Origin of the sequence: Xanthobacter flavus (genome assembly GCF_017875275.1) — a bacterium.
In the GTDB taxonomy this organism is placed as follows: Bacteria; Pseudomonadota; Alphaproteobacteria; order Rhizobiales; family Xanthobacteraceae; genus Xanthobacter; species Xanthobacter flavus_A.
Genome location: NZ_JAGGML010000001.1, coordinates 1,471,174 through 1,494,254, shown reverse-complemented (window position 1 = coordinate 1,494,254; position 23,081 = coordinate 1,471,174). Strand labels below are relative to the sequence as shown.

20 protein-coding genes are annotated in these 23,081 nt (G+C 69.0%); 5 read left to right on the top strand and 15 right to left on the bottom strand.

What is annotated here, in order from left to right; all coding sequences use genetic code 11:
- Positions 1-7: 7 nt before the first annotated feature.
- Positions 8-553, bottom strand: a complete 546-nt coding sequence (locus J2126_RS07265) for a hypothetical protein (protein ID WP_209485259.1) — start codon at positions 551-553, stop codon at positions 8-10.
- A 224-nt stretch (positions 554-777) separates the two neighbouring features.
- Here J2126_RS07265 and J2126_RS07260 point away from each other — a divergent pair, with 224 nt between their 5' ends.
- The 3 genes from J2126_RS07260 to J2126_RS07250 all read left to right on the top strand — a co-directional run bounded on the left by J2126_RS07260 (position 778) and on the right by J2126_RS07250 (position 2,689).
- Positions 778-1,254 carry a MarR family winged helix-turn-helix transcriptional regulator gene (locus J2126_RS07260; protein ID WP_209485257.1) on the top strand — a complete coding sequence of 159 codons (477 nt, stop codon included), beginning with the start codon at positions 778-780 and terminating at the stop codon, positions 1,252-1,254.
- Positions 1,254-2,408 (top strand): FUSC family protein, encoded by a 1,155-nt coding sequence (locus J2126_RS07255; RefSeq protein ID WP_209485255.1) that lies wholly within the window; start codon positions 1,254-1,256, stop codon positions 2,406-2,408. Before J2126_RS07260 ends, J2126_RS07255 begins: the two co-directional genes overlap by 1 nt.
- Before the next feature lie 101 nt (positions 2,409-2,509).
- The gene (locus tag J2126_RS07250; RefSeq protein WP_209485253.1) at positions 2,510-2,689 is read left to right on the top strand and encodes a hypothetical protein; all 180 of its coding nucleotides are present in this window, start codon (positions 2,510-2,512) and stop codon (positions 2,687-2,689) included.
- A gap of 10 nt (positions 2,690-2,699) precedes the next feature.
- Here the strand turns inward: J2126_RS07250 and pta are convergent, their stop codons facing one another.
- The 4 genes from pta to J2126_RS07230 all read right to left on the bottom strand — a co-directional run bounded on the left by pta (position 2,700) and on the right by J2126_RS07230 (position 8,761).
- Positions 2,700-3,791 carry a phosphate acetyltransferase gene (gene pta / locus J2126_RS07245; RefSeq protein ID WP_209489949.1) on the bottom strand — a complete coding sequence of 364 codons (1,092 nt, stop codon included), beginning with the start codon at positions 3,789-3,791 and terminating at the stop codon, positions 2,700-2,702.
- Positions 3,792-3,862: 71 nt separating this feature from the next.
- Complete coding sequence (xsc, locus tag J2126_RS07240; RefSeq protein ID WP_209485251.1) at positions 3,863-5,638, bottom strand: sulfoacetaldehyde acetyltransferase; 1,776 nt, start codon at positions 5,636-5,638, stop codon at positions 3,863-3,865.
- Positions 5,639-5,750: 112 nt separating this feature from the next.
- Positions 5,751-7,091, bottom strand: coding sequence for an MFS transporter (locus J2126_RS07235; protein ID WP_209485249.1), 1,341 nt, complete (start codon positions 7,089-7,091; stop codon positions 5,751-5,753).
- Positions 7,055-8,761, bottom strand: coding sequence for a GMC family oxidoreductase (locus tag J2126_RS07230; protein ID WP_209485247.1), 1,707 nt, complete (start codon positions 8,759-8,761; stop codon positions 7,055-7,057). The genes J2126_RS07235 and J2126_RS07230 overlap by 37 nt, the downstream gene beginning before the upstream one ends.
- Before the next feature lie 307 nt (positions 8,762-9,068).
- Here J2126_RS07230 and J2126_RS07225 point away from each other — a divergent pair, with 307 nt between their 5' ends.
- On the top strand, positions 9,069-9,902 hold the full coding sequence (locus J2126_RS07225) for an IclR family transcriptional regulator (RefSeq protein ID WP_209485245.1): 834 nt from the start codon (positions 9,069-9,071) through the stop codon (positions 9,900-9,902).
- A gap of 10 nt (positions 9,903-9,912) precedes the next feature.
- On the opposite strand, the gene nthA is transcribed toward J2126_RS07225, so the two are convergent.
- The 6 genes from nthA to J2126_RS07195 are packed head-to-tail and all read right to left on the bottom strand — an operon-like array spanning position 9,913 to position 13,897.
- Positions 9,913-10,542: a nitrile hydratase subunit alpha gene (gene nthA / locus J2126_RS07220; RefSeq protein ID WP_209485243.1), complete on the bottom strand. Its 630-nt coding sequence runs from the start codon at positions 10,540-10,542 to the stop codon at positions 9,913-9,915.
- Complete coding sequence (locus J2126_RS25600; RefSeq protein WP_281066335.1) at positions 10,539-10,841, bottom strand: SH3-like domain-containing protein; 303 nt, start codon at positions 10,839-10,841, stop codon at positions 10,539-10,541. The genes nthA and J2126_RS25600 overlap by 4 nt, the downstream gene beginning before the upstream one ends.
- Positions 10,838-11,251, bottom strand: a complete 414-nt coding sequence (locus J2126_RS25595) for an SH3-like domain-containing protein (protein ID WP_209485239.1) — start codon at positions 11,249-11,251, stop codon at positions 10,838-10,840. The genes J2126_RS25600 and J2126_RS25595 overlap by 4 nt, the downstream gene beginning before the upstream one ends.
- Positions 11,248-12,081 (bottom strand): ABC transporter ATP-binding protein, encoded by an 834-nt coding sequence (locus tag J2126_RS07205; protein ID WP_209485237.1) that lies wholly within the window; start codon positions 12,079-12,081, stop codon positions 11,248-11,250. The genes J2126_RS25595 and J2126_RS07205 overlap by 4 nt, the downstream gene beginning before the upstream one ends.
- A gap of 11 nt (positions 12,082-12,092) precedes the next feature.
- Positions 12,093-13,091, bottom strand: coding sequence for an ABC transporter substrate-binding protein (locus tag J2126_RS07200; protein ID WP_209485235.1), 999 nt, complete (start codon positions 13,089-13,091; stop codon positions 12,093-12,095).
- Positions 13,092-13,129: 38 nt separating this feature from the next.
- Positions 13,130-13,897, bottom strand: a complete 768-nt coding sequence (locus J2126_RS07195) for an ABC transporter permease (RefSeq protein ID WP_209485233.1) — start codon at positions 13,895-13,897, stop codon at positions 13,130-13,132.
- A gap of 496 nt (positions 13,898-14,393) precedes the next feature.
- On the opposite strand from J2126_RS07195, the gene biuH reads away from it, so the two are divergent.
- Entirely contained in the window at positions 14,394-15,074 is a 681-nt protein-coding gene (gene biuH / locus J2126_RS07190) for a biuret amidohydrolase (RefSeq protein WP_348634254.1), read from the top strand.
- Between the two features lie 40 nt (positions 15,075-15,114).
- On the opposite strand, the gene J2126_RS07185 is transcribed toward biuH, so the two are convergent.
- The 4 genes from J2126_RS07185 to J2126_RS07170 form a co-directional block, all read right to left on the bottom strand.
- Positions 15,115-15,621: a helix-turn-helix domain-containing protein gene (locus J2126_RS07185; RefSeq protein WP_209485231.1), complete on the bottom strand. Its 507-nt coding sequence runs from the start codon at positions 15,619-15,621 to the stop codon at positions 15,115-15,117.
- Positions 15,622-15,781: 160 nt separating this feature from the next.
- Positions 15,782-16,081, bottom strand: a complete 300-nt coding sequence (locus tag J2126_RS07180) for a UBP-type zinc finger domain-containing protein (RefSeq protein ID WP_209485229.1) — start codon at positions 16,079-16,081, stop codon at positions 15,782-15,784.
- Positions 16,078-17,724 (bottom strand): FAD-dependent oxidoreductase, encoded by a 1,647-nt coding sequence (locus J2126_RS07175; protein ID WP_209485227.1) that lies wholly within the window; start codon positions 17,722-17,724, stop codon positions 16,078-16,080. Before J2126_RS07175 ends, J2126_RS07180 begins: the two co-directional genes overlap by 4 nt.
- A gap of 94 nt (positions 17,725-17,818) precedes the next feature.
- Positions 17,819-22,933, bottom strand: a complete 5,115-nt coding sequence (locus J2126_RS07170; RefSeq protein WP_245327236.1) for a trifunctional serine/threonine-protein kinase/ATP-binding protein/sensor histidine kinase — start codon at positions 22,931-22,933, stop codon at positions 17,819-17,821.
- Positions 22,934-23,081 lie beyond the last annotated feature (148 nt).

The following is a 23,081-nucleotide window of genomic DNA, read 5'->3' as shown; positions in this document are numbered from 1 at the left end:
CGTCCCGTCAGTCGGCGGGGGTGTGCCGGCGGAAGAGGATCTGCCGCATCCGGTCCGCGCCGATGGCGCGCGTCACGTTCTTGAAGGCGAAGAAGGGCAGCAGCGACACGAACAGGATCACGGTGACGATCACCGTGCCCACCCCGCCGCCGCCGACCTCGACCGCGCTGGCGGTGATGGCGTGGCCGCTGAACTTCGCGATCACCGACCGCTCGATGACGTGGAAGACGAGGAAGAACAGGGTGCAGATCACCGCCTCGTAGAGGATGACGAGAATGAGGGGGCGGCCCCTGAGCCAGCGGGCGACCTCCAGTTCCTCGATCACCAGCATCACCTTGGCGAGCACCAGCGCGTTGAGGAAGGCGAAGCCCTGGAAGGTGACGGCGTTGCCGTGGGCGCGCTCCACCAGCGCCTGGTTGAGCACGAACAGGCCGAGCAGCACCCACAGATAGAGGAACAGGAACAGGAAGCTGCGCGCCTGCCGGAGCGCCATCTCCTTCAGCGCCGCCGCCCGGCCGCCGGCCCCTTCGGCCCTCGGATTCCGCTCGTTCATGCCTCTCCCCCTTCTGCCGCCCGGCCGACGCCGCACCTGTCCCCCGCCGCGTCGCGGGGGCGTACAGGCGCGGAGGGGGGAAGGCAATACGGAGACGCTCAAGCTCCCGCCCGACGCGGCGCGGCCGGCAAAGGGCGCGAGGCTCTCCGCGCTATGGCATAAGCCGGCCAGCTCCCCATATAATTTGTATTGCAATTCAAATTATATTCTGGTTTCCATCGGGCATGGAATCTGCCCCCGCCTCCACCTCGCCCCGCGCCCGTTTCGGCGTCCGCTTCGCCCTTCTCGCCCGCCGCTGGCGCCGGGCGCTCGATGCCCGTCTGGCCGAGGCGGGGCTCTCGGATGCCACCTGGGTGCCGCTGGTCCATCTCCATGAATCCGGCGACGGCATCACCCAGAAGGAGCTGGCCGCGCTGGTGGGCATCGATGGGTCGAGCCTCGTGCGCCTGCTCGACATCCTGTGTCGGCAGGGCCTCGTGGAGCGGCGGGTGGATGCGGCAGACGCCCGCGCCCGGCTGGTCCATCTCACCGACGCCGGCCGCGCGCGCGTCGCCGAGATCCGCCGTGAGCTGGGCAAGGGGGAGGCCGAGATGCTGGCCGATCTTTCGGACGCCGACATCGCGGCCATGCTCCGCAATTTCCAGCTGATCGAGCAGCGGCTCCAGGCCCTTCAGGCGCAGCGCGCGGAACAGGTGGCGTGATGGCCCCGCCCGAGCCCGCGCGGGCGTCCTCCGCCGATGCGGCGACGCTGCCGACCCGCCGCCGCGATGCCGCGCGCCATCTGTTGAAGCCGCACCAGATCCGCGAAAGCTGGGGTCTCGCCCCGCAGCCGTGGCTGCGCAATGCAGGGCTCGCCGGCCTGCAATCGGCGCTGGCCGCCGCCATCGCCTTGCCGCTGACGCTGGTCTCGCCCTGGCCGCATCTTGTCGGCTTCGCGGCGCTGGGCACGCTCGCCGCCTTGTTCGGCCGCTTTGCCCCGCAGGCGGGGCGGGGCCGCATCGTGCTCGCCTGCGCCTTGTGGCTGACGGGGGCGGTGCTCGCCATGTCCGCGGCGGCGTGGCTCGGTGCGTCCTTCACCATGCAACTCGGGCTGCTGGCCGTCGCCTGCGGATTCTTCTTCTTCGTCGCCACCACCGGCCAATATGGCCCGCCCGGCGCGCTGATCTTCGTCTTCGCCGCCGGTGCCGCCATGGGCCATGCGACGACCGGGCGGGACGTGATCGAGCGTGCCGCCGCGACGGCGGTGGCGGCGGGCCTCACCTGGCTGATCTGCGCCGCGACGGAGCGTTTCCGCCGGCAGGCTTCGGATGAGGCGCCGTTTCCGGTGGAGCCGCTGCGGCCGCTGGATCACCGGCTGATCGCCGCCGCGCGCATCGTTCTCGGCTCGGGCATCGCCGCCTTTGCCGCTTATGGGGCCGGCGCGGCGCATCCCGCCTGGGCGGCGCTCGGCACCGTGGCGGTGATGCAGGGCGCCCATCTGCACATCAGCATGAACCGCGCCCTGCAGCGCATGGCGGGCACCGTGGTCGGGGCCGGCCTCGTGTGGGTGATCCTCGCGCAGGAACCCTCGGTGGGGAGCGTCATCGCGCTGCTGGTGCTGCTGCAATTCACCACCGAGCTGATCATCGGCGCCAATTACGCGCTCGGCCAGATCCTGGTCACGCCCATGGCTTTGCTGATGAGCTACCTCGCCGCTCCCGGCGCCGCCGGCACTGCCATGGCGCCGGAACGGGTGTTCGACACGCTGGTGGGCGCCGGCATCGGCATCGTTCTGGCGGTGGCCTTCTCGACGCTGGACGACCGCATCCATCTCGCCCGCCACCATGCGGCCCGCGAGGGCCGGCGGTCGGGCTGAGGTCGATTGTGCGATGCAATAGGAGTGATGTTGCGCCGCACTTGGCGGGCGGTCGCGCAAGGTGTATATTCATCCCTTCGAAACCACGTCCGTGACCAGAGATGACCCAAGACGACTTGCGCAAGGTTTTCCTGCCGCTCGTACTGGTGGCGGCGCTGTTTGCCGCCGCGGCGCCGCGCGCGGCCGGGCAGCCGATCTCGCTGTCGGCCGTCTCCAAGTCGCTCGCCCAATGGGGCGAGGCCTATGCGGACGCTGCGCCCATGCTCCAGCTGGGCAACTGATTTCGTCCCTTCAGCCCGCGCGTGTCACGCCGAGATCCGTTGACGGTCGAGGGCTCTGCCACAGGCTGTCGACGCGCGCCGGCATCGCCGATGGAAGCGCTCGCCCCGCGTCTGCGCGAGAAGCCTGCGCACAGGTGAGCGCGATCATGTGGAACACGTCGTCCTGGGAGCAGCCGCGCGAGAGATCGTTGGCGGGCCTGGCGAGGCCCTGAAGCACCGGCCCGATGGCCTTCGCCCCGCCCATGCGCTGGGCGATCTTGTAGCCGATGTTGGCGGCATCGAGATTGGGGAAGACGAACACGTTCGCATCGCCCCGGATCTGCGAGCCCGGCGCCGTCTTGGCCGCGCCCACCGTGGCGACGAAGGCCGCGTCGAACTGCAATTCCCCCTCGATCACCAGATCCGGCTCGGCCTGTCGCACGAGGCGCACGGCCTCCACCACCTTGTCCACCCTCTGGTGGCGCGCGCTGCCGTTGGTGGAGAAGGAGAGCATGGCGACGCGCGGCGCCTCGCCGGTCATGGCCGTATAGGAGTGCGCCGCCGCGCGGGCGATGTCGGCGAGTTCCGCCGCATCGGGGTCGATCACCAGGCCGCAGTCGGAGAACACATAGGCGCCCTTCTGCGCGTGATACTCCTCGCACAGGATCATGAGGAAGAAGCTGGAGACGATCTTTGCCCCGGGCGCGAGGCCGATGATCTGGAGCGCGGCGCGCACCGTCTCCGCCGTGGTGGCGACCGCGCCGCCCACCGTGCCGTCCGCATCGCCCTGCCGCACCATCATGGCGGCATAGGCCAAAGGCTCGCGGATGCGGCGCCGGGCGGCGGGAAGGTCCATGCCCTTGGCGCGGCGCAGGAGGTGCAGGGCCTCCGCATAGGCCTCGCCGCGCGGCGCGGTGGCGGGATCCTCGATGGCAATGCCCCGCGCATCGCCACCGAGGGCCGCCAGCACCTCCTCGTGGGCGCCGAGGAGGATGGGCCGGGCGATGCCTTCGTCCACGGCGCGGCGGGCGCCGGCCGCGATGCGCGGGTCGCTCCCCTCCGGCAGGACGATGCTGCGGGGCGCGGCACGGGCGGCGTCGATGATCCGGTCGAGGGCGAGCATGGCCGTGATCTCGGTGGGGCAGAAAAGGCCGGGCGGGGCGTGCGGAGGGGCCATCCCCGCCCGGAGGCGGGTCAGCGGGCGATCTGCGCGCGCATGTCGTCGCGGGCGATGCCGGCCACCGGCACCGGCTTCTTCATGGCATCCCGGCGGAACGGCTCGCCGAGCTCCTGGTTCAGCACCACCTCGATGAAGGTGGTGATGCCGGCCTTCTGCTCTTCGGCGGCGGTGTGGATGGCCTCCTTGAGGCTCTCCGGCGTGTCCACGCGCACGCCCTTGAAGCCGCAGCCCTCGGCGATCTTCGCGTAGGAGAGCTTGGGGTCCAGCTCGGTGCCGACGAAATTGTTGTCGTACCAGAGCGTGGTGTTGCGCTTCTCGGCGCCCCACTGGAAATTGCGGAACACCACCATGGTCACCGGCGGCCATTCCTCGCGGCCGATGGAGGTCATCTCGTTGATGGAGATGCCGAAGGCGCCGTCGCCGGCGAAGCCGAACACCGGTACGTCGGGGCAGCCGATCTTGGCGCCGATGATGGCCGGGAAGGCATAGCCGCACGGGCCGAACATGCCCGGCGCCAGATATTTCCGGCCGATCTCGAAGCTCGGATAGGCATTGCCGATGGCGCAATTGTTGCCGATGTCCGTGGACATGATGACGTCCTTCGGCAGCGCCGCCTGGATCGCCCGCCACGCCTGACGGGGCGACATGCGGCCCTTGTCGCGGGCGCGGGCGTCCTCGTTCCAGCGGGTGCCGGGATCGTCGTCCTCATGGTCCATGGAGGCGAGCTGCTGGAGCCAGCGCGAGCGGGTCTGGTGGATCAGCGCGCGGCGCTCCGCCCGGCCGGCATCGCCGGCGCCGGGGGCGAGCCGGTCGAGCAGCTGGCCGGCCACTTCCTTCGCGTCGCCGCAGATGCCCACCGTGATCTTCTTGGTGAGGCCGATGCGGTCCGGATTGATGTCCACCTGGATGATCTTGGCCTGCTTCGGCCAGTAGTCGATGCCGTAGCCGGGCAAGGTGGAGAAGGGGTTGAGGCGGGTGCCGAGCGCCAGCACCACGTCGGCCTGCGCGATCAGCTCCATGGCGGCCTTCGAGCCGTTGTAGCCCAGCGGGCCGACGGCGAGCGGATGGCTGCCGGGGGCGGCATCGTTGTGCTGGTAGCCGGCGCACACCGGCGCATCGAGCCGCTCGGCGAGCGCCATGGCCTCGCCGATGGCGTTGCCGATGACGACGCCCGCGCCGTTCAGGATCACCGGGAACTTCGCCTGCGAGAGGATTTCCGCCGCCTCGGCGATGGCGTTGCGGCCGCCGGCGGGACGTTCGAGGCGCACGATCTGCGGCAGCTCGATGTCGACCACCTGGGTCCAGAAATCACGCGGCACGTTGATCTGCGCGGGGGCGCAGGCGCGCCAGGCCTTCTCGATGACGCGGTTCAGCACCTCGGCGACGCGGGAGGGGTCGCGCACCTCCTCCTGGTAACAGACCATGTCCTGGAACATGGCCATCTGGGAGACTTCCTGGAAGCCGCCCTGGCCGATGGTCTTGTTGGCCGCCTGGGGTGTCACCAGCAGCATGGGCGTGTGGTTCCAGTAGGCGGTCTTCATGGCGGTGACGAAGCCCGTCACGCCCGGCCCGTTCTGGGCGATGGCCATGGCCATGCGGCCGGTGGCGCGGGTGTAGCCGTCGCAGATCAGGCCCGCATTGGTCTCGTGGGCGCAATCCCAGAAGCGGATGCCGGCCTTGGGGAAGAGGTCGGAGACCGGCATCATGGCCGAACCGATGATGCCGAAGGCCTCGTTGATGCCGTGCGCCTGCAGGACTTTGATGAACGCCTCTTCGGTGGTCATCTTCATGACGGAAAATCCTTTTGGAACCTTTGGAGATCTTGCAGTGAGATCTTGAGTGCTTGGGAGAGTGGGAGGCGGCGGCCGCGCGCCGCCTCCGGATTGCGCGCTGTCCCGAGGCTCAGCGCGCCGGCTGCCGGGCCGCCTCAGTGGTGGCCCGCGCGGCCTTCGATAATTGGGTGCCGGGGGCCGGCACCCGTATCGCCAAAGCGCAGAGCATGGAGACCAGCGCGGCGAACACCACGTAGGCGCACACCTGCCAGGGCAGTCCGTCGCCACGGGCGAGCAGATAGGTGGCGATGATGGGGGTGATGCCGCTCGCGACGATGCCGGAGAACTGGTAGACGAACGAGATGCCGGTGTAGCGCACCCGGGCGTCGAACAGGTCCGAGAACAGTGCGGCTTCAGGCCCGTAGCACATGGCGTAGAGCACGCCGAACGGGAACACGATGCCGAGCGCGATCAGCGGCAGAGAGCCGGTGGAGAACAGCCAGAAGGCCGGGTACACCACCAGGGCCAGCAGCGCCGAGCCCACCGCATAGGTGCGCGGACGGCCCCACTTGTCGGAGAGCTTGCCGAACATGGGGATGGTGAACACCATCACGAAGGCGGCGAGCGTCACCAGCCACAGCGCGGTCGTGCGCGGGATCTTCACGTAGTTCGCCAGATAGACGATGGAGAACACCGCGAAGACGTTGAAGAACACGCCATCGATGTAGCGCACGCCCATGCCCAGGAGCACGTTGCGCGGATACTCCCGCAGCATGGTGAAGAAGGGGATGGCCTCCGCCTTGTTGGCGGCCTTCACCTGCTCGAATTCCGGCGTCTCGTGCACCTTCAGGCGGATGTACATGCCCACGATGATGAGCACGATGGAGCCGATGAAGCCCACGCGCCAGCCCCACGCCATGAACTGCTCGTCCGGCAGCATGGAGACGATGGCGGTGACGCCCGAGGCGAGGCACAGGCCGAGCGCGAGGCCGATCTGCGGGATGGAGGCGAAGAAGCCGCGCTTGTTCTCCGGCGCGTATTCATACGCCATCAGCACCGCGCCGCCCCACTCGCCGCCGATGCCGATGCCCTGGGCGATGCGCAGGAGCAGCAGCAGGATGGGCGCGGCAATGCCGATCTGCGCATAGGTGGGCAGGAGGCCGATGGCCACCGTCGCCACGCCCATGATCATCAGCGTGATGATGAGCATGCTCTTGCGGCCCAGCTTGTCGCCGAAATGGCCGAAGATGAGCCCGCCCACCGGCCGCGCCACGAAGCCCACCGCGAAGGTGGTGTAGGCGAGCAGGATGGACACGACCGGATCGTCGGCCGGAAAGTACAGCTTGTTGAAGACGATGCCGGCGACGATGCCGTACAGGAAGAAGTCGTACCACTCGATGGTCGCGCCGATGACGCTGGCGCCGACCACGCGCCTCAGCTCGCGACTTGAAGCTCCCGCTTGCCCAGCCATTGTTGTGTCCTCCCGTCATTGATTTGATTTGGGGCGTTGTCTCGCCCGTTTCTGTTGTTCGCCACGTCTTCCCGGATCATGTCGGCGGCTTTTTCTCCGATCATGATCGCGGGAATATTTGTGTTGCCGGACACGAGGCTCGGCATCACGGAGCAATCCACCACCCACAGGCCATCGACGCCACGGACCCTTAGGCGCGGGTCCACCACCGCGTCGCGGTCGGCGTCGGGGCCCATCCGGCAGGTGCCGGCGGGGTGGAAGATGGTGGCGCCGTATTCGCGGGCGAAGGCGAGGAGGCCCTCGTCGTCGGTGACGCCCGGTCCCGGCAGCTTCTCTTCCGCCACATAGCTCTTCAGCGGCTCGGTGGCGGCGAGTTTGCGCGCGAATGTCATGGCGGCGACGGCGCAGCGCCGGTCCGTCTCGGTGGCGAGATAATTGGCGGTGATCTTCGGCGGCGCGAGCGGATCGCCCGAGCCGAGCCGCACCCAGCCGGTGCTTTCCGGCCGCAGCTGGCACACCGAGAGGGTGAAGCCGGAATAATCATGCACCTTGCCGCCGGCCATGTCGGCCGAAAGGGTGCCGATGTGGAACTGGATGTCGGGGGTCTTCGATTCCGGCAGCACGCGGGTGAACAGTCCGCCCTGGTTGATGCCGATGGCGAGCGGCCCTCCCCGGAAGAGGAGATATTCCAGCCCCATCCTGAGGCGCCCGAACAGGGAGTTCAGCGCATCGTTCGTCGTGATGGGCTTCGTGCAGCGATAGAGCAGGCGCAGCTGGAGATGGTCCTGCAGATTGCCGCCCACGCCGGGGCTGTCCACATGGACACCGATGCCGTTGGCCTTCAGGTGCTCCGCCGGCCCGATGCCCGAGAGCATGAGCAGATGGGGCGACTGCACCGAGCCCGCCGAGAGGATCACGCCGCGGCGCGCGCGGATGACCTTCACCTGTCCGCCGGTGCTCACCTCCAGGCCCACCGCCCGCCCGTTCTCGAACAGCACGCGGCGCGCCTGCGTCTCGGTCAGGATGGAGAGGTTCGCACGGCCCTTGGCGGGGGAGAGATAGGCCTTCGCCGCGCTCATGCGGAAGCCGCTGCGGGTGGTGAGCTGATAATAGCCGACGCCCTCCTGCCGGGCGCCGTTGAAATCCTGGGTTTCCGGCACGCCGAGCTTGCCGCCGGTCTCCTTGATGACCTCGATCAGCTCATGCTTGCGCGGAATGGAGCTGATGCGCACCGGCCCGCCGGTGCCGTGGAGGGGATCGCCGGCAAAGGCGGGATTGTCCTCGAGCTTGCGGAAATAGGGCAGCACATCCTCGAAGCCCCAGCCGGTGGCGCCGCGCGCGGCCCAGCCGTCGTAATCCTCCTGCTGGCCGCGGATGACGATGAGGCCGTTGATGGAGGAGCAGCCGCCGAGCACCCGCCCGCGCGGCCAGTAGATGCGCCGGTCGCCCATGGTGGGTTCCGGCTCGGTGTGGAAGCGCCAGTTGAGGCGATCGTTCCACATGGTCTTCCCGTAGCCGATGGGCACGTGAATCCAGGGATTCGTGTCCTTGGGGCCGGCCTCGACCAGAGCGACGCGGCTTTTGCCGTCTTCACTCAGCCGGTTGGCCAGAACACACCCCGACGACCCGGCGCCGACGACGACGAAGTCGAAGTTTTCCTCGCCTTGCATGGGCAGTTTCCTCTCTGCGAAACAGACGATGCGACGAAGGGATGAGATGAGTCAATGCATTTTTTGAACTGAAACGTCTCATTGAGTGAGATTTGTGTTGTGCAGTGCGAGCGGCGCCGTGTGCACCTGCGTTGCGTTTGACACCCCGCCGCCAGCCGCTAAGGCTGCATCCAGAGCACGCGCCGATCTGATTGCAGCGCAATCAGATCGGACAACGCGTTCTCGATTACGAAGTTAGAGGGCGATTCACCGATCAAGTTGGTTCAACTTGATCGGATCGCGCTCTAGCGAAAGGCTGGCGATTCAAATGGCCAAGGCAGCGAAGCAGCAGCTGGAGACGCAGGAGAAGCCCGAGAAGCCGGAGGAGCGCGACAACGCCTCCGCCATGCTGCGGGCGCTGGATCTGCTCGGCGAGATCGCCCGATCGGAGACGCCCCTCGGCGTGCCGGAGCTGTGCGTGCGGCTGTCCCTGCCCAAGCCCACCGTTCATCGCCTGTGCCAGAAGCTGGAGGCGGAATCCTACCTGCTGCGCGAGCCGGACGGCCGGCGCTTCGCGACGGGGCCGCGCTTCCTGCGCATGGGCTTCGACATGCTGCGCAATTCGGTGAGCGCCGAGCGGCGCGGCATCCTCGAGGCGCTGGTGGAGGTGGCGGGCGAGACGTGCAATTTCGTCACCCGCGTCGGCTCGGAAGCCATCTATCTCGACCGCGTGGAAGCCGCCTGGCCGCTGCGCCTGCATCTGGAGGTGGGCTCGCGCGTGCCCATGCACTGCACGGCCTCCGGCAAGCTCTTCCTCTCCGCCATGCGCCCCGTGCAGCGCCGGCGCATCCTCGAAACGCTGCACCTGAAGGCGCAGACCCCCAACACCCTCACCACCGTGGAGGCGCTGGACGCCGAGCTGGAGCGCATCGCGAAGAATGGCTACAGCACCGACGATCAGGAGTTTCTGGAGGGCCTCGTCGCCATCGCCGTTCCGGTGAAGGACAGGCGCGGCACGGTGGTCGCGGCGGTCGCCTGCCACGGCCCGCTGCCGCGCTTCTCGCTGGAGAAGGCGAAGACGCTGGTACCCAACCTCAAGGAAGCCGCCGAACGGCTGGCCGCCACCCTTCCCGATTCCGGCGCCGACGACGCGGACGGCTGAGACGGGCCTGTTACGGCGCGACGATCGCGGTGCCGATCATGCTGTCGCGGGTGACGAGGCGGGCAAGATCCGCCTCGCTCGCGTCCTCGGTGCCGGCGGGGCGGCGGGGCAGGACCAGATAGCGCATGTCCGCATTGCTGTCGTGGACGCGCACCTTCACGCTCTCCGGCAGGTCCAGCCCGAATTCCTTCAGCACGTCGCGCGGCTCGCGCACGGCGCGGGCGCGGTAGGATTTCGAGATGTACCACCACGGCGGCTGGCCCAGCAGCGAGCGCGGATAGCAGGAGCACAGGGTACAGACGATGACGTTGTGGAGATCGTCCGTATTCTCCACCACCACCAGCTGCGCCTCCTTGATGGTGAAGCCCAGCTCCGCGGCGGCGCCGGCGCCGTCCTTCAGCAGGCGGGCCTTGAAGGCGGGATCCACCCAGGCGCGGGCCACCAGCCGCGCGCCCCATTCCGGCCGGGGCGCCTCGAGGGCGGCGATCACCCTGTCCGTCTCCTCGGGGGCGAGGAGGCCCTCCTCCAGCAGGATCTGGTGCAGGGCGCGGGTCATCAGGGCGTAATAGTCGGAGCCCTGATGCCCCTCGATCACGGGAACGGCGCTCATCTCGGCGGGGGAGGCGGGTGTCGCAATCATGGGGCGTCGTCCTGTGCCGGCGCGAGCCAGTGGTCGTAGACTTCGATCTCCAGCGTGTCGTCGGATGCGCCGGCATAATCGGGCCACAGATCACGCTGGCCGAGGCGCACGCGATAAAGGTCGATGGCCGGCAGGCCCGGCCGCGCGCAGGAAAGCTCTTCCGGATTGGGATAGGCGCCGCAATGGCGCTCCACTACCCCCACCTTGTGCCGCACATACCAGGGAATGCGCACGTGGCCGGGTTTGCCGATGTCGAGGATGCGCACGCGGTCGCCGGGGGCGAAGCGGGGCGCGCTCATGGCGCTTCGGTCCCGGCGGGCGGGGCGCTCTTCCCGGAAACCGTCTTGGCCTCGTGGTCCACCTGCCGGCATTCCATGGCGGCGATGGCGTCCATGCGCGCGAGCACGGCGGCGCGGGGCACGATGCCCTTCTCGTCGAGCAGCACGGTGAGGGCTTCCGCCCGCCGCTCGTAGAAGCCGAGGGTATTGTACAGGTCCTCGCCGAAGCTCTCGAACACGCGGCGGATTTCATCGAGGGAGACGATGCGCCCCTTGGCCTCCAGCGCGCCGCGCATGGCCTCGGACAGCTTCTGCCAGTCGGCGAAGGCGTATTCGTCCTTCACCACCGGTCCGGCCGGCCGGCCGCCGATGTCGTGATAGCCGCGATAGGGGGGCGCGTCTGAACTGGTCGAACTCGTGGTGGCATTCATGGGGCGCTGCTCCTCACCGCCGTCTGGAACACCTCCAGCGCATGGGCCTTCAGCGCCACGAAGCGCGGGTCCGATATGGTCTCGGAATTGCGCGGCCGGGGCAAGTCGATGTCCATGTATTCGGCGATGCGCGACGGCCTGCGGGTGAGCAGCAGCACCTTGTCGGAGAGCCACACGGCCTCTTCCAGATCGTGGCTGACGAGGAGGGTGGTGGTGCGCGTCTCGGTGAGCACCTTCTGGAGCAGGTCGCGCATGGTCAGCGTCATCTCGTAATCGAGCGCCGAGAAGGGTTCGTCGAGGAACAGCACTTCCGGGTCCACCACCAGCGCGCGCATGATGGAGACGGTCTGCTGCTGGCCGCCGGACATTTCATAGGGGTAGCGGTGGAGGTCGAACTTGAGGTCGAACTGCGCCGCCAGCTTCTCGATGCGTCGCTCCCGCTCGGCCTTGGGCACGCCCATCATCTTCAGCGGATAATGGATGTTGTCGATGGCCCGCTGCCAGGGGAACAGCGCCTCGCGATAGTTCTGGAACACATAGCCGATGCGCGTCTCGGCGATGGTCTTGCCGTCGAACAGGATCTGCCCGGCATCATAGGGCAGGATGCCGGAGATCATGTTGATGAGCGTGGACTTGCCGCAGCCGTTCGGCCCGAAGATGGAGACGATGCCGCCGCGCGGGAAGTCGATGTCGAAGCCGGTATAGACCGGGTTGCCACGGAACGTCTTGGTGAGCCCGCGGATGGTGATGTGGGTGCCGGGCGTGAACCAGGTGAGGTCCGGCAGGGTCTCCCCCGCCGGCTCCCGCGTCTTGCGCTCCGTGGCGGTCATGGCGAAGGCGCTCACGACAGGTCGGAGGGCTTGAGGATGAAGGGCTTGATGTCGAAGTCCTGCTTTAGCGCGCCCTCGGAGCGGAACACGTTGACGAAGGTCTGGTAGGAGGTGAGGTCGGTCTCGTTCAGCTCGGCCCACGGCCGCAAATAGGGCTGGGCGACGATCGCCACCTGGTCCGGCTTCACCGCCGTGTAGGCGGGCAGGATGGTGCGCAGCGAGGTGTAGTTCTTCTCGGCCATGATGGTGGCCTCGTCGAGCGCCTCCACGAAGGCCTTGGCCACCTTCGGCCGCTCGGTGATGAACTTGGTGGTTAGCAGCGACACGCCCGAATAGAAGGGATCATAGACCGCCATCGACATGGGATTGGTGATGGCGCGCTTGGCCTCGCCCAGCGCCACGGCGATGGAGCCCACCGGCTCCAGCGAGAGCGTCGCGTCCACCGTGCCGGCGATCACGGCCTGAACCTGAAGGCCCACCGCCAGTTCCACGAGGCGCACGTCCTTGTCCGGGTCGAGGCCGGCCTTGCGCACCATGTAGCGCGACAGGGTGCGCCACTGGATGCCCGGCAGATGGCCCAGCGACTTGCCCTTCAGGTCGGCGAAGGTGGCGATGGGAGAGTTGTTGGCGACGATGAGCGCATCGTTGATGCGGTTCACCTTGATGCCGCCGCCCTGCAGGCCGAACACCTTGAAGGTGCCGGGAAACTGCGTCTCGGCGATCACCGCGATGCCGGCGGCGGCGCCCGGTGCGCCGGCATCGGCCCGGCCGGAGACGAGGGAATCGATGATCTGGTTGGGCGCCTGGAAGCGCACGGATTCGATCTCGATGCCGCGCTTCTCGAACAGCTTCTGCTCCAGCGCCACGTAATAGGCGAAGGACTGCATGATGGGCAGCCAGGAGACCACCACCTTCTCCTTCGGCTGGGCGCGGAGCGGCCGCGGGAAGGACGAGGCGGCGGCGAGCGTCGCGGCGCCGGCACCGAGGACGAAGTTGCGGCGGGTGGTCATGGTCGGTTCCTTCAGGGCAGGGCGGAAAGGTCGGGAGATCAGCGGCCGGACCAGTGGACCAGCAGCTTCTCGGCGGCGAGAAAGACGAGGTTGAGGCCGTAGCCGAGGATGCCGGACACCAGGATGGTGCCGTAGAGCTGCGGCAGGTCGAAGGTGATCTGGCTGTCGATGATGCGCTTGCCGAGGCCGTTGTCGGAGCCGATGAACATCTCGGCCACCACGATCACCACCAGCGCCATGGAGACGCCGGTGCGCAGGCCGATGAAGGTCTGCGGCAGGCTCTCGTAGAACATCACGTCCTTGAACACGCGCAGGCGCGAGGCGCCCATCACGCGGGCGGCGAGCACACGGGTGGGGCGCGCGTGCATCACGCCATAGGCCACGTTGAACAGGATGACGAGGAAGGCGGCGAAGGCCGCCACCGAGATCTTCGAGAAGTCGCCGAGGCCGAAGATGATCATGAACAGCGGGAACATGGCCGTGGCGGGCGTGGAGCGGAAGAAGTCGATGAGGAATTCGATGGAGCGGTAGACCTTCTCGCTCGCCCCCACCACGATGCCCAGCGGCACGCCAAACACTGCCGCGATGGCGAAGGCGTGGAGCGTGCGCTCCAGCGTGTAGAGAAAATCCTGCCCGAGCCCGGCGCCCATGTTCTCCCAGATGGCCTGGAGCGTGCGCACGGGGGAGGGCAGCAGCTTGGGCGTGACGAGGCCGGCGGCGAACACGCCGTACCAGATCAGGAAGAGGGCGAGCGGCCCGATGGCCATGTACCCCCAGCGGCGCCAGCCCGAAATGTCCGACTGCATTTATTTGCCTATTATTCGATCAGAAATGGTCAGTTGCATACCGGGATCATCGTGAACGATCGTGCGCCATCTCGCTCGCCGGGCGAGGCTTGGGCGGCTCGATCGTCCTGACCAAAGCAAGCGAGGGGCCATCTGCCACCGCGACACACGCAATTTTTGTCGTGGGCTGAACGCCCGAGAGGAAAACCACGCACGCAGAGTGGTTTACGAAGAGCGGCGGCGCCGGCCTGCCGGGCGACGGCTTGGGCGTAACGGCCGCACGTTGCTACCTCTGATTTAGAGCGTGCGTGCTAAAATAAGCCCAATCAATAGGCATATGCATACACTGTGCATGCAATGCAGGGGCGAGGGCCCGCTCTGGCCGGCGACTGCGTGACCGGAAGTCGATATAAGCCTCTGCAAAACATCGTATTTTTAAACCGCGCCCGCGGGCGGCCCGCATCTTGCTGCGGTCGAGAGGGCGCCTGCTGCGCGTCCCATCGATCTGGAGGAACCCGTGCCCGTGATTGCCGCCGACCCCTATCCCTGGCCCTTCGACGGCGTGATCTCGCCGAAGGACACCGCGCTGGTCGTCATCGATATGCAGACCGATTTCTGCGGCCCCGGCGGCTATGTGGATGCGATGGGGTACGACATCTCGCTCACCCGCGCGCCGCTGGAGCCCATCTCCCGCGTGCTCGCGGCCATGCGGGCGGCGGGATACTGGATCATCCATACGCGCGAGGGGCACCGTCCCGATCTTTCCGATCTGCCGGAGAACAAGCGCTGGCGGTCGCGGCAGATCGGCGCCGGCATCGGCGATCCGGGGCCGTGCGGCAAGGTGCTGGTGCGCGGCGAGGCGGGCTGGGACATCGTGCCGGAACTGGCGCCGCTGCCGGGCGAGATCATCATCGACAAGCCGGGCAAGGGCTCCTTCTACGCCACCGACCTGGAGATGATCCTGCGCACGCGCGGCATCCGCAATCTGGTCCTCACCGGCATCACCACCGATGTCTGCGTCCACACCACCATGCGCGAGGCCAATGACCGCGGCTTCGAATGCCTCCTGCTGGAGGATTGCTGCGGCGCCACCGACGCCGGCAACCACGCCGCCGCGGTGAAGATGGTGAAGATGCAGGGCGGTGTCTTCGGCGCGGTGTCCAACTCCCGGGATTTCGTCGCCGCGCTGCCGGCCTGAGCGCCCCCGGGCGCGTGAGAGACAACCGGATGGCCGCGCGTCAGGCGCGCGTCATCCGGCGCCAGGCGTTGGGGCTCATGCCGCTGTAGCGGCGGAAGATGCGGTTGAGGTGGCTCTGGTCCGAGAAGCCGCAGTCGAGGGCGATCTCGGCCAGCGGCAGGGCGCTCTCCACCATCAGCGTGCGCGCCCGCTCCACCCGCTTGCGCAGCACGAAGGCATGGGGCGTCTCGCCCTGGGCGATCTTGAACACCCGCCCGAAATGGCTGGGGCTGAGGCCGACGCAGGCCGCCATGCGCTCCAGCGTGATGCTGCTGGCGATGTGCGCCGCCACGAACGCCTCCAGCCGCCGGATCTGCCAGGGGGCGAGGCCGGACGCGCGGGGCGTCTCGGGCACGGTGTCGAGGATCTCGATGGCCCGCGCGAGCAGCGAGCGCGCCACCGTGGGATCGAAGGCCACGACCTCGCGCGCATCGGCGAGGAGCCCGGCGACCACCAGGCCAGCGGGGATGGCGGAAGGGCCGTTCGGGCGGGAAGTGGCGAGGGACATCATGCGCTCCGCTTCGGATGGCTCGGTTGGATCGGCCCATCTTCCCCGGCGGGGCACCTCCCTGAAATCGCATGAAGATTGCTTCGCACGACACCTGCGTTGGATGGCGGCAAACCAAAGTATGCCGCGCGCATCGCAGGCGGAACGCGCCGGACAGGCGTCAGGAAAAGCGCGGGATCGGCCCGACCTGCGGGGTCTGGTCGGGCAGGTCCACCTCCTCCGCATCGATGTAGCACCAGCCCCAGCCTTCGGGGGGATCATAGCCCTCGATGATGGGATGCCCGGTGGCCCGGAAATGGGCGCGTGCATGGCGGTGGGGGGAGTCGTCGCAGCAGCCCACATGGCCGCACGTCCGGCACAGCCGCAGGTGTACCCACGCGCTGCCGATTTTCAGGCACTCCTCGCACCCCTTCGCGCTCGGCGTCACCTCTTGGATGGCTCTCTTGTGGGTGCAGCTCATCTCGGAGCCTCGTCGCCGGCCGCCTCGGCGAACATGGCATGGATCTGCGCCACCACCGCCGCGCCCTCGCCCACGGCGGCCGCGACGCGCTTGACGGAGCCCGCCCGCACGTCGCCGATGGCGAAGACGCCGGGCACGCTCGTTTCCAGCGGGCGGCGGCCGGCGCCGGTGGTGATGAAGCCCTTGCCGTCCGTCTCCACGCAGGGGGTGGCCCATGCGGCGTTGGGGTCCGCGCCGATGAACAGGAACATGTGCCGCAATTCTCGCCGGTGCAGGCTGCCGTCGCGCCGGTCGCGGAAGGTGGCGGCGGTGAGGCCCGTGGTGCGGTCGCCTTCGAGGCTCGCGATCTCGCTGCCCACATGCAGCTCCACATTGGGCAGCGCGTCGATGCGGTCGATGAGATAGCGCGACATGGTGTCGGCGAGGGGGCGGCGCACCACCACGTGCAGTTTCTTCACATGCGGCGCGAGATAGACGATGGCCTGCCCGGCCGAATTGCCGCCGCCGACGAGGGCCACCTCCTCCCCGCCGCACAGGCGCGCCTCCACCGCCGACACCCAATAGGAGATGCCCGCCCCCTCGAACGTCGCGAGGCCCGGCACGTCGGGCCGGCGATAGCGGGCGCCCGAGGCGATCACCACCGCGCGCGCCTGCACGCGCCGGTCGCCCGCGCAGGCCAGAGACAGCGCGCCGCCGATGCAGTCCAGCCGCTCGACGGCGACCGGAATGGCGACCTCCGCGCCGAACTTCACCGCCTGGTTGAAGGCGCGTCCCGCCAGCGCCTGGCCCGAGATGCCGGTGGGAAACCCGAGATAGTTCTCGATCCGCGCCGAGGCGCCCGCCTGCCCGCCCGTGGCCCGCGCGTCGAGCACGAGAACGGACAGGCCTTCGGACGCCGCATAGACCGCCGCCGCGAGGCCCGCCGGCCCGGCGCCGACGATGGCCACGTCGTAGAGCCGTTCGGGATCGAGCGGCGGCACGATGCCGAGGCATCCGGCCAGTTCCTCGATGGTCGGACGCTTCAGCAGCGCGCCGGCGGGGCATACCGCCAGCGGCAGCTCGTCCGGCTGCACGCCGGTGCGGGCGACCAGAGCGCGGCCCTCCTCGTCGTTGCGCACGTCGAGGACGAGGTTGGGCAGGCCCGCGCGGTTCAGGAAGCCTTGCAGCTCCAGCACCTCCCGGCTGTCCGGCACGCCGATCAGGATCGTCCCCGATCCGCCCTCGGCGATCAGATTGACCCGGCGCAGGATGAGGGCGCGCATGATGATCTCGCCCAGCTCCGCCGAGCCGATGACGAGGGCACGCAGATGGGCGGCGTCGAAGGGCAGGGCAGTGCAGCCCTGCGCCCCGGCGCGGCCGGAGGCGATGGCGGGCCGCCCGTCCAGCTGGCTCACCTCGCCCGAGAACTGCCCGGCGTGGTGGACCGTGACGGGCGCCTCGCCCGACAGCCCGTCGCGCCGCACCACCTCGATCGTCCCGGAGATCACCAGCCAGGTAGGGGCGTCCACGGCGCCGATCTCGTAGAGGGCCTCCCCGGCCGCGAAATGCTGCTCCGGGCCGCTGGCGAAGCGCCGCGCGACGGCGATCTGCTGCGGAGTGAAGGCGGGAAACATCTGGTGCTCGCGCGCGTTGGTCGTCGTCACGATGACCTCCGGTCCGGGAATGGTGCTCCGGCGCTGGCGTCTGCGCGGGCCGCCCGCATCTTATGGCCGGTCGGGCCGCCCGCGTCTTCTATACTCAGGTTTGCGCGTCCGGTTCCGGCCGGGCGGTGTCATCGAGCGCCTTCAGGCTGAAGAAGAAGACGCTGCCCTCTCCCACGGTCGAGCGCGCCCGCAGCACGCCGCCGTGCGCGTCGATGATGGAGCGGCAGATGGACAGGCCGATGCCCATGCCCGCGTGCTTGGTGGTGAAGAAGGGTTCGAAGATGCGGGCGAGCACGTCCTCGCTCATGCCGCAGCCGGTGTCGGCGATGCTCAGGCGCACCTCTCCCGCCTCCTGCACCGTCTCGATGGTCAGCCGCCTCCGGTCGGGATCGGCCGTCTCCATGGCGTGGATGGCGTTGGTGATGAGGTTGAAGACCACCTGCTGGAGCTGCACCGGATCGGCCTCCACAAGACGACGGTCCTCCGCGAGGCGGGCGTCGAGCACGATGCCGTTCGCCTGGAGATCCTTGACCACCAGCCGCAGCACGTCCTCGGCGAGGTCTTCGAGGCGGATCGGCTCCAGCGTCGGCGCCGAGCGCTTGGCGAGGGCGCGCAGGGACTTGACGATGCCCGCCGCGCGCATGCCCGAGGCCCGGATCTGCTCGACGCCCTGCAGCGCCTCGCCCACGTCCGGCTCGGCCCTCCTGAGCCAGCGCGTGGCCGCGTCCGCGCTCGCCACGATGCTGGTCAGCGGCTGGTTGATCTCGTGGGCGATGGAGGCGGCGTAATTGCCCATGGCCATCATGCGGGAGGCCCGCCCCAGCTCCGCCCGCGCCTCGCGCAGGTCGAACTCCGCGCTGGCCCGCCGCGTGTTCTCGTCCATGAGATCGCTGTAGAGGCGGGCGGCATCGAGCGAGATGGCCGCCTGCGTCGCCAGCAGCTCCAGTAGCGCCGTGCGGTTCGGCGTGAAGACATCCGCCGCGAGGCTGTTCTCCAGATAGAGGATGCCGACGAGGCTGCCGCGCTTGATGAGCGGCATGAACAGCAGCGAGCGCGCGGGCACGCCTCCGTGTCCCGCCGGGCGCAGGCCCGGTTCCTCGCTGGCGGCGTCGGCGAAGACGGTGGTGCGGCGCGTGCGCATCACCGTGTTGAGCAGGGCCAGCGGCAGGTTTTGCGCGGTGGGAACGGCCGAGCGGAGGTCCACGTCCACCTGCTGGTTCTCGATGCGCGCCGAGGCCTCGATCACCGGCTGGTCCGCGCGCATGAGCATCAGAAGGCCATATTGCGCCCCGGCATGGACGATCATCTCCCGCATCAGGGTGCGGATGACCTGATCGAGCCCCACCGTCTCGGCGAGCGTCTGCGCGGCGCGGGTCATGACTTCGAGGTTCAGGCCGTCCTGTCCCGCCGGCTCCGGCGTCGCGTCGCCCGCCGGGAGCAGGCGCGCGCCGGCCCCGCCGCCGGCGAGAAGCGGGAATGCGCGCAGCAGCTGGTCCGCCTTGCCCGCAGCGCCCCAGTGCCGGTAGTGGCTGATCGCCGCCTGCATGTATCCGCCGGCGGGAATCTCGAGCCCGGCCTCCCGGCAGCAATGAGCCGCCAGCTCGTAGGCCAGCGCCTGCTCGTGCACGAAGCCGCTCGCCGCCGCGGCGTCCGCGGCCTGCTCATAGAGGCGCTGCGCCTCCGCCGTCCGGCCGGCGAGCCGCGCCGTCTCGGCCTCCAGCAGCAGATGCTTGCACTCGAAGGTGGAGGGATTGCGCCGCGCCCGGTCGGCGAAGCACTGCCGCACGGCGTCGAGCCGCTCCAGCGCGCCCTTCCGGGCGGCCGGGCCGGTGCTGGTGCGCGCCACCGCGAGGGCGAGGAAGAGCGCGCACGCCGCCGTGTCGATGTGCGCCGGCGCCGCCCAGCTCAGCGACGCCGCCCTTTCCAGATGCGGCAGGGCGCGGTCGAAATCGCCGAACAGGAAGGAGATAACTCCCGCATAATATTGTACCCAGAAGAGGGTGGCGAGCGACGTGATCTCGTGATCCGGAACGACCTGCGCGCCGTCATAGTCCCCGGAGGCGAGGGTGTCCGCGAGGCGGAGCTGCGCGGCCAGGATGAACTCGATGTCGCGATACCTGTACTGGCGCGTCCACGCCAAGCCTTCCTCGATGTCCTCCCGCACGGCCGGGAGGGGTGCGCCCAGCATGAGCATGTTGGACGCGATGTGGTTGCGGGCGTAGCAGGCCCAGCCGAGATCGCCGGCCGTGAGGCCGATCTGCGCGGCTTCGCGCGCGCGGTCGAGAGCGAAGCGCAGCGGCCGCGTCCAGACGCTCACCTGGTCGAGGGCCAGGAGCGTCGCCGTCCGCTGCGCCTCGTAGCCATCCCGCTGGACGATCTCCTGCGCCATCATGGCGTAGCTCAACCCGTCCTCGTAGTCGCCGTAAAGATCGGCGCTGAACACGCCGAACCACGCAAAGCCGTAGGCCCCCTCGGGCGTCAATCCGTGGTCGAGTGTCAGCTCGACGATCTTGATCAGGTGCAGCAGGCGCAGGCTGCCACGCACGAAGAAGGACGCGCTGAGGGTGGAGAGCAGAGCCATCGCCGATCGCAGCGCGGGATCGGCGCTCTCCGGCAGGTCGCGCAGTGCGGACACGTCGAGGGCGTTGAGGCGGGCGCTACAGGCCTGATAGGCCTGCTCGAGCTGTTCGTCCGTCACGGACCGCTCGAGTTCGACACCGAGGAGCGCGAGCCCCACCAAGGCCTCGTCGATCGCCCCTTCGTAGTCCGACCGGATGGTCCGCGCGGTGGCCTTGAGGCGGTAGAGGTCCGCCTGGTCGATGGGATTGGCGGCGATCGCGAGCAGCCTGTCGATGGCCGGCAGGGCCTCATCCGTCCGTCCAAGGGTGAGCAGGCTGTCGCAATGCAGCCATTTCACCTCGACGAACAGCGCGTGGTGGCTCACCTGCCAGTCGGCAGGCATGAGGCTGCGGGCGGTCTCGATATGGCCTGCCGCCTGATGGACGGCGCCGGCATTGCGGGCGCGGCGGGCGGCGGTTCTCAAGGCCGTCACGAAGGTCACGCGCTCCGCCGCGTCGAGCGCGGAGCGGTCCGCCCGCTCGATCTGCGCGGCCAGGGCGAAGGCCCAGTCCGCATCCCCGTCGCGCGCGATCTCCATCAGGCGGCGGGCGATGGCGAGATGCTCGGCGGGGCGATCCGCCTCGGGAAGCGAGGCATAAGCGGCTTCGAGAACGCGGTCGTGGGCGATGACGTAGTCCGCATCCTGCCGCAGGAGCAGGCCGGCCTCCATGAGCGCGGCCGCGATGTGCGCCGTTTCGTCCTCGGACCGGTCGATGAGGCGCGTGGCATGGGCTGCCGGAAAGCGCCCGCCCACGCTCGCGAGCCGTTGCAGGATGCCGCGCTGGGCCGGCGGCAGGGCATCGAGCCGCTGCAGCATGAAGTCCGACACCGACGCGTAGGCGCCGAAGCGCCGCGCATCCCAGTGCCAGCGCCGCGTCTCGGGATCGAAGGCGAGAACCTTGTCGTCGAACAGCGTCTGAAGAAGCTGCCTCATGAAGAACGCGTTGCCGCCGGTCCTGCGATGGATGATGTCCGCGAGTTCGCCGAGGTCCTCCGGCGCGCCGTTCAGCGCGCTCGCGATGCAGTCCAGCGTCTCGGCCACCGACAGGGGGCCGATGTGGATGTCGGTGGCCGGCAGCGGGCCGTCGCGCGCCTCCGTCAGCAGGCGCGAAAGCTCTGGATGGCGGGCCGCCTCCTCCGCGCGATAGCTGCCGATGACCAGGACATGGGGCGGCGCCTCGCGGATCAGCGCCTGAAGCGCGCCGAGGCTCGCCGCATCCATCCATTGCAGGTCGTCGAGGAACAGGACGAGGGGACGGGCGGGCGTCGCGAACGTCTTCAGGGTCTGGATCACCACCCGCGCCAGGCGCGCCTGCGCCAGGCTCGCGGCTACCTCGGGCAGGGCGCCGCTGTCCGGCAGGATGAATTCCGCTTCGGGCACGAGATCGATCAGGAGGCGGCTGTAGCCCGTCAGGTGGGAGGCGAGGCGCTCCCTGATCCCGTCCAGCACGTCGGCGCTTTCCCCCAGCGCGCGCATGATGAGGGTGCGCAGCGCCTGGGCGAACGGCGCATAGGGCATTCCCTCCTGCAAGAGCACGCTCTTGCCGGCGGCGAACTGCGCGTCCGCCGGCAGCCAGGCCTTCGCGAAATGCTCGACCAGAGCGGACTTGCCCGCCCCCGCCTCGCCGTGGATCAGGACCAGCTCGCCGGAGCCCGTGCGGGAGACGCGCCCGAAGGCGTCCACCAGCTGCGACAGTTCCGTGGCCCGGCCGAACAGCCCGCGCGCCGCGATGCCCTGCCGCGCCAGCTCGCCCCGGCCCAGGGGGAAGCTCGCCGCGCCGTCGCCCGCCGCCAGCGCGGCGCGGGCGAGGCGCAGGTCGATCCCGAGCGCGTCCGCGCTCTGGTAGCGCTGCTCCGGATCCTTGGCGATGAGCTTCATGAGGATGGCATCGATAACCGACGGCACGTCGGCGCGCACGGCGCCGGGGCGCGGCGGCTCGACCGCCACATGGGCGTGCAGCCATTCGGCCATGCTGCCGGCCTGCAGCGGCAGCCGGCCGACCAGCAGCGTGTAGAGCAGCACGCCCAGCGCATAGAGATCGCTGCGGGCATCGCAGGTCGGACGATGGAGCCGCGCCTGCTCCGGCGCGGCGTAGGCGATGGCATCGGGCGCCGCCAACCCCGGCATGTCGCTGCCCGTGGCGCCGACGAGATGGCGGAACCGCACCCGTCCCCGTTCCTCCAGCAGCACGCAGGGCGGCCTGAGGCCGCCATGGACGGCGCCGAGGGCGTGCAGCCGGGCGAGCGCGCCGGCGATCGCCATGCCGAGATCGAGCAGCGCGTCAGGGGCAAGCGTGCCGGGGGTCAGGTCCGCGAGGGTCGCCATGGGGCGATCCGGGTAGAGGAGGATCAAACGGTTGCGGTGCTCCAGCCGCTGGGGCGGGTCCGCGAGGTCGGGCTGCAGCCCGAGCGCCAGCGCCGCTTCCCGATCGAGACGCGCCGCCGCCGGGCTGCCGCGCAGCGCGGATCTCACCCGCCAGCGCTCGCCCGTCAGCTCGTCCTGCGCGAGGAAGGATTCAAGCCCGTCGCTTCTGCCGTCCCGGATGGTCTCGGACGTCAGCGCGAGGCGGTCGAAGGATGCGGCATCCATCCCGCCGCTGCGAAGCAGGGGGCTGGTGCCGTCGAAGGTGCGCGCTCTATCCACTGGCGATCTTTCATCCGATCAGTACAACGACACCTGCAGGTCGCATCCGGTTGCGAATACGCAGGGCTCTCCGCAACGCCGTCTGGTGTCCCCC

Coding starts and splice junctions, on each gene's coding strand:
- J2126_RS07195 (WP_209485233.1), bottom strand. CDS start 13,897: ATGCAGTCGGACATTTCGGGCTGGCGCCGCTGGGGGTACATGGCCATC.
- J2126_RS07260 (WP_209485257.1), top strand. CDS start 778: ATGGAATCTGCCCCCGCCTCCACCTCGCCCCGCGCCCGTTTCGGCGTC.
- J2126_RS07200 (WP_209485235.1), bottom strand. CDS start 13,091: ATGACCACCCGCCGCAACTTCGTCCTCGGTGCCGGCGCCGCGACGCTC.
- J2126_RS07265 (WP_209485259.1), bottom strand. CDS start 553: ATGAACGAGCGGAATCCGAGGGCCGAAGGGGCCGGCGGCCGGGCGGCG.
- nthA (WP_209485243.1), bottom strand. CDS start 10,542: ATGATTGCGACACCCGCCTCCCCCGCCGAGATGAGCGCCGTTCCCGTG.
- J2126_RS07185 (WP_209485231.1), bottom strand. CDS start 15,621: ATGTCCCTCGCCACTTCCCGCCCGAACGGCCCTTCCGCCATCCCCGCT.
- pta (WP_209489949.1), bottom strand. CDS start 3,791: ATGCTCGCCCTCGACCGGATCATCGACGCCGCCCGTGCCGCGCCCCGC.
- J2126_RS07170 (WP_245327236.1), bottom strand. CDS start 22,933: ATGGATGCCGCATCCTTCGACCGCCTCGCGCTGACGTCCGAGACCATC.
- J2126_RS07250 (WP_209485253.1), top strand. CDS start 2,510: ATGACCCAAGACGACTTGCGCAAGGTTTTCCTGCCGCTCGTACTGGTG.
- xsc (WP_209485251.1), bottom strand. CDS start 5,638: ATGAAGATGACCACCGAAGAGGCGTTCATCAAAGTCCTGCAGGCGCAC.
- J2126_RS07205 (WP_209485237.1), bottom strand. CDS start 12,081: ATGACCGCCACGGAGCGCAAGACGCGGGAGCCGGCGGGGGAGACCCTG.
- J2126_RS07255 (WP_209485255.1), top strand. CDS start 1,254: ATGGCCCCGCCCGAGCCCGCGCGGGCGTCCTCCGCCGATGCGGCGACG.
- J2126_RS07235 (WP_209485249.1), bottom strand. CDS start 7,091: ATGGCTGGGCAAGCGGGAGCTTCAAGTCGCGAGCTGAGGCGCGTGGTC.
- J2126_RS07230 (WP_209485247.1), bottom strand. CDS start 8,761: ATGCAAGGCGAGGAAAACTTCGACTTCGTCGTCGTCGGCGCCGGGTCG.
- J2126_RS25600 (WP_281066335.1), bottom strand. CDS start 10,841: ATGAGCGCGCCCCGCTTCGCCCCCGGCGACCGCGTGCGCATCCTCGAC.
- J2126_RS25595 (WP_209485239.1), bottom strand. CDS start 11,251: ATGAATGCCACCACGAGTTCGACCAGTTCAGACGCGCCCCCCTATCGC.
- J2126_RS07180 (WP_209485229.1), bottom strand. CDS start 16,081: ATGAGCTGCACCCACAAGAGAGCCATCCAAGAGGTGACGCCGAGCGCG.
- J2126_RS07225 (WP_209485245.1), top strand. CDS start 9,069: ATGGCCAAGGCAGCGAAGCAGCAGCTGGAGACGCAGGAGAAGCCCGAG.